Here is an 11,763-nt window from a genome sequence, read left to right as displayed (position 1 = left end):
GCGTTCTACCAGACCGCACTCACACCGACGCCCATACTCTATGCCTTCCGCATCGCGCCAGTACACCCAGCCGGTCCCATGACATTCAGGGCATTCAGAACCCTGTGAAATCTTCCCCGGCATCTTCAAGATAGTTTCCTGCCGCTCTGCTCTTATCCGGCTTATCATCTTCTCCAAAGCATCCACCTTTTTCCCTCCTCTCCCGTTTTGCGGCGTCAATGACCCACTTCCTGATAGCCAGGTAACTGCTCTTGTGCTTGTACCCCTTCATTTCCACATACTCGTCCAGGTACCGGACAGCATCCGTGGTCAGGGAAGTTCCGTACTCGCCGGTCAGTTTTTCAAGCTCCTGGTCCGTCAACAGGACATGACCGTATTCACCGCGCTTATGTTTCACCTTTGACGGATCGGTGGGTTCTTTTGATACGTTAGTATCTTTCTTATTGTTTTGTTTTTGTTTATGTTTATATAATGTGCTACTATTTTGCACACCATCTTGCATACTGTTTTGATTACTGTTTTGCACACCATCTTGCGTACCAACTTGCTTACTATTTGCTATAGTGATGCAGTACACAGTCGTTTTGGTTCCCCTTTCCCGGAAATCAATCAGCCCTCTTTGTTTTAATTCATTTCTCGCTTTCAGTATTCCTGACCTGCTCATTCCCGTCAGTACTGACAGCACTTGATTCGGCGCTTGAAACCACTCTGTCCAGTTGCTTCTGTTGCATACATGCAATAACGCAAAGTATAACGACACCTGCCCTGTAGACAACGGATTTGTCGTGGCCGAATCCCAGAAAGAATTGATCATGGCTATGTAATTCATGTTTTCACCTACTGTCCATCTCCCTGCCTGCTTCCCACTCCCTGTATATCCGGATCCAGTCTACAAGACGCATCGTCACCAGCCATTCGCACCGGTCTTTCCGATGGAATACCGCGGGAAGAAGTCCTTTAGCGGCGTCCCTTACTGCCTGCAATACGGCATCCAGAAGATTCAGTTTCTCTACCCGCTTGCACTCTATATGGATCCCCGGGAGGCCTATCACATCCGCATCACCGGCAGACCCGCAGTACTGCTGGCCCCTGCGGCAGTCATAACCGTATTCCCGCAGGATCCCGGCCAGTTCCCGCTCTCCGCGCTTTCCTTTTTCTCTCTGTGATTTTCCCATGTACCTCCTTCCCGACCGGCAGACGGTCAGCCATGCCGGTCTTAGGACATTTATAACCAGATGGCATTTAATATCGTGACATATTATCCCGCCATCAGAGGTAACTCTTTCCAAATTCCCGCCGGAAATCTTCCCGGCTTCCATAATGCTCCTCATAATACTTTTGAGCCTTACGTTTCAAACTTTCATCAAGTACCTGATCCATATGTACACTGTAAGAGGCCATATTGTGCCAGTCTGGGCGCAGCGGCACCAGAAAGCCATATTTCTCTGACAGGGACCGGTTCGGCCCGTTAAATACATGATGGATGGCAACATTGCAATCTCCTGTAATGATACAGTGGTGCAGATCATCTGTGAGCACGCTATGCAGTTTTTTCATGGCGTTTTCTCCAATTCTTCTCGTACATTTCCATCATCCGCTCCAGTTCTTGAGGCGGGATTGTTTCAATTCCTTGTTCCTTACATTCTGACACCAGCCCATCAATCAACGCAGACATTTCTGCGGTATCATAGGTACTTGATCCACGCAGCATTACATAGGTACGGTACAGTTTCCCGTCCTTCCCTACCTTGACTTCTGATGTAGGACAGATATGGTAGGTTTCGGATTCATCCGCTTTTCTGGTTCCTTCGTCATTATCTGGAAGAACTAAAAATATCATTTGACCGTCCATAATCTCTCGACGACCATACCGCCTCAAAAGAATATTGTGTAAGTGTGGCTTGGAAATGTTGAGCTTGTCCGCCAGTTTTGTCACCATCTGCCAGTAATAAGCATTTGCATCCAAGCTGCGTTTCTTTTTCCATGGCTTTACAGTAAAGACCAGCTTCTCATGTTTTCTCAGATCATCCCACTCCGGGCCGATATCGTCCCGATCACACTGTACAGTCAGTTCCATCTGGTGAGAATCTATATCAATACGCAGACCACCCACAAATCTTCCCATAAAGTCCATAAGCTACTGCCTTTCCGGATTGTTCCATGGCAGTCCATCACTCCCGTTTTCAAGAGGAATTGTGGCGGGATCTATTGGCTTATGATTAGCTCCTATTAGGAAAACACACTGTCAAAGGGGTATGTAGCGGGGGTTAGCCCGCTACTGCGGGTTTTGTGGTGTTGATTTCAATGTATTCTGCTATGCGTCTAAATTCATCCGCAAACTTAAATCTCACACTAATGTTTCCATTCTCATAAACCTTGATATGGTCGATCAGCTCAACGAGAAGTTCCCGGGAAAGCTGGTCGATATTTTGATGTTTTGTAAAGGCCACCAATGCGGGATGCTCACTCTTTACACCGTTTGCCAATTCCGCCCGTTCAGCGTTCAGCCGGGCCAGCACATCCGTAAGAGCGATGGTCTGTCGTTCATAATCGGCTTTCATATCCCGGTAGTCCTGCTGGGTAATTTCCCCGTCTTTCCAGTCTTGATAAAGGGATTGCTTGTAGCGGCTGATTTTTGCCAGTTCCCGCTCCTTCGCAGCAATCAGTTCTTCCAAACGGATGGACTGGCTCTTTTTGACCGGGGCGGTGTTAATGCGGGCAATCATTTCTGAGTATGAAACAGCCAGATGGACTTGCTGTTGTACCGCAAAGAGGACAGCGGCCTCCAGACGATTATGCTTGATTGAGTGCATTGTGCAGGCTGTCCGGGAGCGGTTCTTGTAGGTGGAGCAAGCATAGTACACATTATTGTTGTTGCCTACGCTCCGGGTAATTGCCCGCCCGCAGTCAGCACATTTCAGAAAACCGCTGAACAGGTGGACTTCCCGGCCTTTTGGAGAAGTACGGGTATCCCGCTGTAAAAGGGCCTGTACCTTATCAAAGGTTTCATAATCAATGATTGCCTCATGCGCACCGGCTACTTCCACCCATTCTTCACGGGGAACGCTTTCAACCTCGTGTACTTTATAGCTTTTTACCCGACTGCGGCCCTGTGCCAAATCCCCGGTATAGGTGGGGTTCGTAAGAATGGAGTGGATCATGCGGGCTCTCCACATAGGATCGTCATATCCTCTTGTTGAAACGGGTATGCCCTTTTGCAGTTTATAAGCTGAGGGGCTGGGTACGCCGTGTTCATTCAGATACAAAGCGATGGCCCGTTTCGATGTCCCTTTTAGGAACAAAGAGAAAACGAGTTTGACGATTTCAGCGGCATCGGGATCGATGATCAACTGGTGCTTGTCCTTTGGGTGCTTCACATATCCATAAGGAGCAAATGCGCCGATGTACTGACCGTTGCGCCGCTTGTAATCAAATACCTGGCGGATTTTCTTTGAGGTCTGGTAGCAGTATTGATCGTTCATCACATTTGTAATCGGGACGATAATACTGGAAACGCTGTCCGGGTTGAGATAGCTGTCCACATTTTCAGCAAGACTGATGAAGCGAACGCCCATCTGAACAAACAGGTTATCAATCAGACTTCCCGCATCGCTGTAATTCCGGGCAAAACGGGACAGGTCTTTTACTACCACGCAGTTTATTTTCCCGCTCATTACATCGGAAAGGAGCCGCTGGAAATTCTCCCGGTTGGCGTCTGTTCCCGTGTGTCCATCGTCTACATATTCGGAAACACTTTCAAATTCTCCAATATGCTTCTGGTAAAAGTCATTGAGCAGATCACGCTGGTTGATGACGCTGTTGCTGTCGTCCTTTCCCTTTTTCAAATCCTCCTTGGAAAGCCGGATATATTTGCCCAGCCGCCAGCGGCGGACGGTATAAGAGGGAGAGAAACTCTGTTGCAATCCTCTGTTTTTTGTTCGTGCCATTGTTCCTCCTTCCCTATCACATTACATCTATATTATACCTCTGGCCGGGCGGGACAACAAGGATGCCTCCGCCTCGGGACACTTTGTCTCGAAGTAGAAACGGGCCATAACCGAAGTTACAGCCCGCTTTTTTGCCGGAGCAGGAAGTCCGTCAGCGTGTCCTGCAAGGACGGCCCGCTTTCCGCAAATTCAATTTTTACACCGATCCCGCCGATGCAAAAGCAGTATGGATTTTCTACCGCCTGTAAAAACAGGGCGATCCGCTCCTCCCGGGGGAGAGAGGTGTCAAAGGCCATACCGCTCACATCCGGCAGGGACTCGGGAGCCACTGCGCCGATGTCAACGCTTTTCATTCGTTTCAGTTCCTTTGCCGTTAATCTCACGGTAAAACCTCCTTATCAAAAATAGGATACGCCTCCCGCATATCGTGGGGAAACGCAAGAGGGCAGCACCTAAACGATGCTGCCCTCTTGCCTCACTCCACCTTGGGACACTTTGTCTCAAAGTTAATAGGAGCCGGTTTCATAATGGTGCTGGGCTTCTTCCAGCGTTTTGAAATCAAATACATAATGAAGCTCACCAACAACCCGCCGGATGTCCTCGTGAGAAAATCCACAGTTCTCCATCGCATAGATCACATATCCCCGGCAGGCGTTGTTGCTCCAAGGCTCGGCCATCATAGCGGACAGCGCAGGATCAAATGTCATGCTCTTTTCCTCCTCGTTCTCTTTTTCAATTTTGCTCCTTCAATGAAACAACCGGGAGCTCCTGCAATTCCTTTGGGAAACGCCCTCGATATAAGCGGTTATAATTTGCAACCAAAATCACATCGGCGTTGCCCTCTTTCAAAGTCTGGATCACAGATTGCAAGCCAGGACGATCCATTGTCCGGCCATGATACCCCACATCCAAATATATCCCTGCGATTTCTATGTTGTTTTTCTTCGCATAGTCCATGAGATATAGCTGTTGTCCCTTAATTGCATCAAGGGCAAAAGAAGTTTGAGGGCCATCTACTCGGCAATATAGCACCGCTTTCATATCGTCTGCCTCCTGCTTGAAATTTAAGGAACGCCGCTCCCATTTTCTTGCCCTGTCCAAAGACAACCATACTCAGAGCGGCGTTCCCTCGCAGATAAGAGGGCGGCCCGGAGGGACAGGCGGCCAGCCTGTCCTATGCCGGATCGTGGCCGTGGGGTGGCCCGGCCCAGTTGCGGCGTTGGTGTTGTTCGCTCGTTCTTCCAAAGAAAAAGTCACAGCGCACCCGCCGCCCGGCTCCCCGGACTATGCCCGGGGCCGCCGCTGTTTATCTGCGGAAAGAAGAATATCTCCTTTCATAAACCGAGACATTTTTTCACCATTTCCAAGTGGGGAAAATGAAAAAATCAAAAAGTTTTTTTCATGCGCTCAAGGCCACGCTTGATCGACTGGCGGACAGACTCCTCATGTACGCCCTCGGCCTCGGCAATTTCCGTGATGCTCTTTCCAAGAATGATGTGGGCATCAATCCTGCGGCCCTGGATCTCCGGCAAAGAGTTGAGTGCGTTCCACAGACGGATGAATAGCTCCATACGCTCCAGTAGCTCCTGGGGCGTTGGCTCATGCAGGCAGGCGGAATATTCGATCCCGTCATCGCAGTCCAGAGAATACTGTGCCTTATGCCGGGAGAGCCGCCGCTGGTAGGCCATTTCGTGCCGGGCATCGGACACAAACACTTCGGCTACCTCGTCAGAAACCTCGATAAACTGATCCTGTGTGTACCAATAATAAAAATCCTTCAGATTGATTGTAGTCATAAATAAACCTCCGTTTCGGTGTTGGGTGGATGAGTGACCGAAACGGGGCTTGGCGGGGAGCGACACCCCGGGGAGCCGCCCTGCACCTCGGGACAATTTGTCTCGAAGTACAAAAAAGCGCCTGGGCGGCACAAAGCCGCACAGACGCATGAAATTATATATTCGTTTATATAATGTCTAATTTCACATCCATAACCAGAATGTCCCGGTGGAGGAGCTATGCTTTTTTTAGCTGATGCAGATCATGGGTATTGTGAAAAAAGGCAAAAATAGACACAGCGGCAATCCTCCTATATGCCGCCGTGGATTTACACGGTGTTAGGTCGTCGTTGGTTTAGGACAGACGAAAAGAAACGGCGGCTCTGATTTTCTCAAAACCGCCGCTCCATAGGCGCGTGGAAATATGTCTGCTGTACGACGGCTTTTTTTCTTTTGCCGTCGTCCGGCAGAATGTTATTCAATATTCAATTCAATGTTTCCAGTAAAGTCCTCACACTCAATGCCGATATAATTTCCACCATCAGGAAGTGTAATTGTGTCACTATAAGTTCCGGTTGCTTCAATCAAAGTGACTGCTTCATCAGATCCAGAAATCCAAAATACTTTTGCAGTACCTTCCGTAACCTCCAAAGTGCAGTCAATAGACAGCTCCTTACCGGCTTCTCTCTTTATGGAAGTTCCTCCGAACAAATACTCTGTATCTGAAAAATTCTCATAATCAGCCGTATAAGTTCCCGTATAATTATCGATCCCTTTTTCTTTTGTTCCTTCCAAAGATAACTTTCCTGTAAGCTCTATGGCTCCAGCTGACTGAACGATATTATTATAATGATCGAGAATTTCATCTTTTGAACAGCCAGAAATCATAAAACTTCCCAAAAGGACAAATGCCAATGCTAAAACTATTTTCTTCATAAAATCATCACCAGCCTTTCTTTGGTGCTACCTTTTTGGCCTTTTTCTTTGTTTGGGTTGCTTCTCGCTCTTTCATGCACAAAATCAAGATGGCAGAAATAACGACAGCAAGCACAAGACTGCAAGAACAGGTTCCGATATTCCAGTTGACTGCGGTATCATAGCTGCGGTAACCTACCATTCCGAGACTTGCGGTAATCGGATAAAGGTTTGCTAATGTCATATTTCCTGCGGCAAACATCCCTCCATATCCATAGACAAAAGCAATGATTACACCGACTAAAAAGCTGCCTGCCCTCCGACAAGTAAGAGCGATAATCGGCAGAACCGCAAGATATAAAAAGAAATTAACCGTGGTAATCTGCAAGACTGCTTTTAGCGCTAAGGAGATCTCAAAGCCGGGAAATCCCACAATCATTTCTGCTATGATTGTAAACAGACTGCATATCAGCCCGAAAATAATAGACAATACGCCGCACACAATCAATTTTCCGGTCAGCAGTTTCTTAAAAGAGATCGGCACAGTCAGAATATTTTTCAATGTGTCATCCGTCTGCTCACGAGAAATCATATATCCAGCAATTAGGCTGATACACATCGGAAAAATCATGGACATATTGTTTTTGATGACCTGTTCTGTAAGATAGGCGAAATCCCAAACGGAACCATCATTCGCCATAGAGGTAAACAAGGTCAGCAGGACGGATAGGAGCATGAGCGCAACGCCCGCCCAAAGGATATGATACCTTTTCAATTTATAAAATTCTGTTTTTACAATGCGAACCATGTTTATTCCCCCCTCTGCTTATATAATCTGTCAATCAGTAAGAACGAAACTAATGCCATGATCCCAAGAATGAATACAACTTGAAATGTTGAAGGAATTAGCCCTGTCATTTGCTCCAAGTCCATTTTTATTCCATGAGCCGCCATATCTCCTGCACTCCAAAATGTAGTCAGTGGCGTGGGCAGAAGCCATAACATGGTTTTAGGAAGTGTGTCAAACAATGCCGTAGCACTCATGTTCAGAACACTGTAAAAGACACACAGTAAAATGGAAAAAACATAGGTCTTACTAAAAAAGACAACAAGGACAATCAACGGGAGTGTTCCTGCCGTAATGAAAATTCCTGTTTCAACCGCTAAAAACAATTTATAGCCTATTCCATAAACTTCTAATGTTCCAAATCCGCAAAGAATTGTTGCAATGGTAGAAGCCACACAAAAAACAATTCCAAAGAGAAACAGGACAATAATTTTTGCAAGCACCATTTGCGTGCTGGTTACGGGAATTGTACGCAGATTTTTGAATGTGTCATTGTCGCGTTCCATAAAAAACAGGATAGCGGCAATCACACCGATAATGCAGGGCAGTAAAAACTGGATACCATATCCCAACACCATATTAAAAAGTCCGTCGAAAGCATCTGCCTGATCCGTATATCGCTCCATCATAGAGGGCGTTGTCATCAGATAAGTCAGCGGGATTGGAAACAGGAAAGCAGCCAGAATAATCAGCGGAATAAATTTCTTCCGTTTCAATTTCAAAAATTCGCATTTGATTAGTTTAAGCAATTCCTTCGCCCCCTGTCACACGCTTGAAGTAATCTTCAAGACTTTCTTCACAAGTATGCGCCTCCGAGACCTCCAATCCGTTTTCTACAAAGGCAGTTACAATTTTCCCCACAGGCAGATCAAGGTTGTGCAGGCGCAGATTGTGGTCGTCCTGTATGGAAAAATGGTTTTCATGGAAATTGCGTTCCAAAATTCTTGCCGCCTGTGCAGTATCAGAGAGCGTAAACCGGATATGCTTACTGCTTTTTTGCTCCAGCTCAGCAAGGCTTTCTTCTTCCAGCAATGCGCCGTGGTCGATAATTCCAATATCGTCAGCCAGCAAGGAAATCTCCGAAAGAATGTGACTGGAAATCAAAATGGTTTTTCCTCTTGCGTCGCAAAGCTCCCGAATAAAGGATCGTACTTCTGCAATACCGATGGGATCGAGACCGTTGATCGGCTCATCCAAAATCAAAAGTTCCGGATCGTGCATAACAGCAAGGGCGATGGCAAGCCGCTGCTTCATACCAAGAGAATACTGTGAAAAGAGCTTTTTATCTTTGTAAGGCAGTCCTACCAGATCCAGAGCATCTTTGATAGCATGATTGTTTGGTACGCCCCGCAGGGTAGCAAAGATACGCAGGTTCTCTGTGCCGGTCAGATTTGGATAAAAGCCGGGGGACTCAATCAGACTGCCAATACGGGGCAACAATTTCTTTTCATTCCCCTGCAAGGGATTTCCCCAGATTTTGACCTCCCCGGAAGTCGGCTTCGTTAAGCCCAACAACATTTTCATGGTCGTGGTTTTTCCGGCTCCATTTCTGCCTAGCAGACCATAAATTCTCCCACGCTTCACATGGATATTTAAGTCAGCCACACTCTTTTGTGAGCCGTATTGCTTCGTCAGATTTTTTGTTTCAATGATGTAATTTGTATCCATATTCAAAACCTCCTGTTCTGTAAGGTATTCTATCACGCCAACCTTGCATTAACCTTGCCGCAACCTTGCATTAACCTTGCAATTTGAAATTCGGCTAAAATAACAAGAGTTCCCGCCGTAAGGACGGGAACCCGCTTAAATCTCCAAAGGAAAACGCAACATAAATTCAGTTCCCTTTCCCGGAAAACTTTCAACTGTTATGCTTCCACCCATCTTTTCTACAAGCTGATGGACAATAGAAAGACCAAGTCCGCTGCCTTTTTCAGAGCGTCCTTTATCACACTTATAAAGCCGTTCAAATATGTGTTTCAAATCTTCCTTCTCAATTCCCACTCCATTATCCGCCAGCAGCAGCTCCATGCTGTTTTCCTTCTTCGATAGAGAAATTTTAATTTTGTCCGCATGGCTATGAGCGATTACATTTTGAATAAGGTTATTGATGATCCTCATATAGCTGTCCATATCCAATCTTACCCGGACAGGCTGTTCCGGAATATCAATGTCATAATCAACCTGTTTATCCTCAAAAATCGGTATCCAGTCGATCAGAATATTTCTTGTCAGTTCTGCGGCCTCAATGCTCTGGATCTCCAAAGCAAACTCGTCGGAATTTAACTTGAACCAGTCAAAGAGCACATCAATATACTCTTTCAAATCATGGGCTTTCCGGCGGGCGGTTTCAATATAATCATCCCGGTCTTTTCCTGTGACCAGTCCTTTATGTGCGGCGTCAAGATACCCAATCAGAGTTGTAAGGGGCGTCCGAACATCATGGGAAAGGCTCGTCATAAGCTGGCGGTTGGTTTCTTCTGTCTGCCGTACAATCGAAAGTCTGCTTTCATAGGACACAACGATCTCATTGATTTCATAGGCAAGAGGCGCTGTCAGTTCATTTGTTGCAGACAAAATACGCCGGTTGCCATTTCCGTTTTTCACATCAACCAGTGAATCGGTCATTTCTGCGATTTGCTTTTTTACGCGCCGAATGAGAATGATGGAAGTCAGCACAGCCACAACAGCAATCACAATGGACAAGAAAACGATGATTTCCATACTGGCTACACCTCCTTGTTAAAGCGGTAGCCAATCCCTTTGACCGTTTGGATATACTTTGGGCTTGAAGGATTGACTTCTAATTTTTTACGAAGCCGGCTGATAATCGCCATAATGTTACTGTCATCATAGAAATATTCTTCGCCCCAAACTTCCTCATAAATCTGCTGTTTTGTCAAAATTTTTCCTTGATGCTTTGCACAGTACAGGAGCAGATCAAATTCCTTTGGTGGAAGTTCAAAAGTGCCATTTTCCGTCGTAACAGAACGATTTTCAAGGTCAATTTGCAATCCATCAAAATCCAGTTTTTGCACAGCTCCGGCTTGATGATTAAAGCGGGTGTAGCGGCGAATGAGGGACGCAATACGGGCAATCAGTTCGTCCATATCAAACGGTTTTGTCAGATAATCGTCCGCCCCGGCCCGTAAGCCCCGCACTTTAGAAATGCTGTCATTTTTGGATGTAAACATCAAAATCGGCAGGCTGTTCTCTTTGCGGATTTCTTCCAGCGTTTCAAAGCCATCCATACCGGGCATCATCACATCCAGCACCACAAGCTGATACTCCTGCTCTTTTAATTTCTGCAAGCCCTCTTTTCCGGTATTACAAAAATCAGCTTCAATATGTTCCGATTGTACGCTGCGTTTAATCAAAGCACACCGTTCTCTGTCATCATCTATAATCAAAATTTTATTCATGGCGCAACTCCTTCCCTTGTCTTGTCCGCCCATCAATCGGCTTCTCCGCAGTTTTAGGGATCAGCCAAACACCAGCCATTTTTACAGCGCCGGGGATACGCCCTCCAGCGCAATAATAATTTACCCTACGAGGTGTCACGCCCCACTTTTCGGCGGCCTCTTTCAATGTCATATAGTCCATTTCGCACCTCCACAGGATATATTATAGTTCTCTACCTCGAATAATACAAGTTAGAGCCTACACGGATGCGAAATAAAATACTACTTAATGTAAAATTTTATTACATTCTCATAATCTAACACGAAATGTAGAATGATATAGGGTGATATGAGAATGAACCAAGATGAAAGAAGGTTTGACTTTCACGGCCTCGGGGCGGCTCTCAAAAGAGCCAGAGAAGAAAAGGGCTGGACACAAGCCTATGTTGCGGAATTAGTAGACCGTGACTCCCGTACCATTATGAATATTGAGAACAAAGGGCAATATCCCAGCTTCGACCTTTTTGTTAAACTCATTACCATGTTTGATGTCTCAGTTGACCAGTTTATTCATGCGGACGGAGGGGCAAGGTCAAGCTCTTGCAGAAAGCACATTGATGTGCTTCTAAACTCCATGAATGAAAAAGAGCTTGTTGTGATAGAAGCCACAGCCGAGGGCATTAAGAAAGCCAGAGAAACGGAGGTTCCAGAATAAGGGCCTCTGTTTTTTTGCGCCATGTAGCGGAAGCGCACGAAATGGCAAGCAATTCGGGTGTGGCCACACTCCGAAATTTTTGCTGGCCGCAGGCCCGCAAAAATGCTTGTTGGGGAGCTCCCCAAACCCGCTGAACTTCGGGACAAATTGTCCCAAAGTCCCGGCG

Annotated in this window: 17 protein-coding genes; 1 reads left to right on the top strand and 16 read right to left on the bottom strand. The window is 46.4% G+C overall.

Features of this window, described 5'->3' with window-relative positions:
* Positions 1-94: 94 nt before the first annotated feature.
* The 16 genes from HW447_RS17470 to HW447_RS17400 all read right to left on the bottom strand — a co-directional run bounded on the left by HW447_RS17470 (position 95) and on the right by HW447_RS17400 (position 11,084).
* A complete protein-coding gene (locus tag HW447_RS17470; protein ID WP_176256304.1) occupies positions 95-829 on the bottom strand; it encodes a cyclic nucleotide-binding domain-containing protein in 735 nt (244 codons plus the stop codon).
* Positions 830-833: 4 nt separating this feature from the next.
* The gene (locus HW447_RS17465) at positions 834-1,175 is read right to left on the bottom strand and encodes a hypothetical protein (protein WP_176256303.1); all 342 of its coding nucleotides are present in this window, start codon (positions 1,173-1,175) and stop codon (positions 834-836) included.
* Between the two features lie 94 nt (positions 1,176-1,269).
* Positions 1,270-1,557 (bottom strand): phosphoenolpyruvate carboxykinase, encoded by a 288-nt coding sequence (locus tag HW447_RS17460; RefSeq protein WP_176256302.1) that lies wholly within the window; start codon positions 1,555-1,557, stop codon positions 1,270-1,272.
* The gene (locus tag HW447_RS17455; RefSeq protein ID WP_176256301.1) at positions 1,541-2,134 is read right to left on the bottom strand and encodes a hypothetical protein; all 594 of its coding nucleotides are present in this window, start codon (positions 2,132-2,134) and stop codon (positions 1,541-1,543) included. The genes HW447_RS17460 and HW447_RS17455 overlap by 17 nt, the downstream gene beginning before the upstream one ends.
* 133 nt (positions 2,135-2,267) lie before the next feature.
* Positions 2,268-3,947 (bottom strand): recombinase family protein, encoded by a 1,680-nt coding sequence (locus tag HW447_RS17450; RefSeq protein ID WP_176256300.1) that lies wholly within the window; start codon positions 3,945-3,947, stop codon positions 2,268-2,270.
* 116 nt (positions 3,948-4,063) lie between these two features.
* On the bottom strand, positions 4,064-4,330 hold the full coding sequence (locus HW447_RS17445) for a DUF6870 family protein (RefSeq protein ID WP_176256299.1): 267 nt from the start codon (positions 4,328-4,330) through the stop codon (positions 4,064-4,066).
* 123 nt (positions 4,331-4,453) lie between these two features.
* Positions 4,454-4,654: a hypothetical protein gene (locus tag HW447_RS18075; RefSeq protein WP_243132022.1), complete on the bottom strand. Its 201-nt coding sequence runs from the start codon at positions 4,652-4,654 to the stop codon at positions 4,454-4,456.
* Between the two features lie 25 nt (positions 4,655-4,679).
* On the bottom strand, positions 4,680-4,988 hold the full coding sequence (locus HW447_RS18070) for a recombinase family protein (protein WP_243176339.1): 309 nt from the start codon (positions 4,986-4,988) through the stop codon (positions 4,680-4,682).
* Positions 4,989-5,332: 344 nt separating this feature from the next.
* Positions 5,333-5,743: an RNA polymerase sigma factor gene (locus HW447_RS17435; protein ID WP_176256298.1), complete on the bottom strand. Its 411-nt coding sequence runs from the start codon at positions 5,741-5,743 to the stop codon at positions 5,333-5,335.
* Between the two features lie 453 nt (positions 5,744-6,196).
* The gene (locus tag HW447_RS17430; RefSeq protein ID WP_176256297.1) at positions 6,197-6,658 is read right to left on the bottom strand and encodes a hypothetical protein; all 462 of its coding nucleotides are present in this window, start codon (positions 6,656-6,658) and stop codon (positions 6,197-6,199) included.
* 7 nt (positions 6,659-6,665) lie between these two features.
* A complete protein-coding gene (locus HW447_RS17425) occupies positions 6,666-7,445 on the bottom strand; it encodes an ABC transporter permease (protein WP_176256296.1) in 780 nt (259 codons plus the stop codon).
* A gap of 2 nt (positions 7,446-7,447) precedes the next feature.
* Positions 7,448-8,233, bottom strand: coding sequence for an ABC transporter permease (locus HW447_RS17420; protein WP_006874368.1), 786 nt, complete (start codon positions 8,231-8,233; stop codon positions 7,448-7,450).
* Positions 8,226-9,152: an ABC transporter ATP-binding protein gene (locus tag HW447_RS17415; protein WP_176256295.1), complete on the bottom strand. Its 927-nt coding sequence runs from the start codon at positions 9,150-9,152 to the stop codon at positions 8,226-8,228. Before HW447_RS17415 ends, HW447_RS17420 begins: the two co-directional genes overlap by 8 nt.
* A gap of 135 nt (positions 9,153-9,287) precedes the next feature.
* Positions 9,288-10,205: a sensor histidine kinase gene (locus tag HW447_RS17410; protein WP_176256294.1), complete on the bottom strand. Its 918-nt coding sequence runs from the start codon at positions 10,203-10,205 to the stop codon at positions 9,288-9,290.
* 5 nt (positions 10,206-10,210) lie between these two features.
* On the bottom strand, positions 10,211-10,903 hold the full coding sequence (locus tag HW447_RS17405) for a response regulator transcription factor (RefSeq protein WP_176256293.1): 693 nt from the start codon (positions 10,901-10,903) through the stop codon (positions 10,211-10,213).
* On the bottom strand, positions 10,896-11,084 hold the full coding sequence (locus HW447_RS17400; protein ID WP_120393687.1) for a helix-turn-helix domain-containing protein: 189 nt from the start codon (positions 11,082-11,084) through the stop codon (positions 10,896-10,898). The genes HW447_RS17405 and HW447_RS17400 overlap by 8 nt, the downstream gene beginning before the upstream one ends.
* Positions 11,085-11,237: 153 nt before the next feature.
* On the opposite strand from HW447_RS17400, the gene HW447_RS17395 reads away from it, so the two are divergent.
* On the top strand, positions 11,238-11,597 hold the full coding sequence (locus HW447_RS17395; RefSeq protein WP_036626676.1) for a helix-turn-helix transcriptional regulator: 360 nt from the start codon (positions 11,238-11,240) through the stop codon (positions 11,595-11,597).
* Positions 11,598-11,763 lie beyond the last annotated feature (166 nt).

The sequence above is a fragment of the Enterocloster alcoholdehydrogenati genome (genome assembly GCF_013282095.1).
GTDB classification, from domain to species: Bacteria; Bacillota; Clostridia; order Lachnospirales; family Lachnospiraceae; genus Enterocloster; species Enterocloster alcoholdehydrogenati.
The sequence above is the reverse complement of the archived record's forward strand: the minus strand, read 5'-3'. Positions and strand labels throughout refer to the sequence as shown.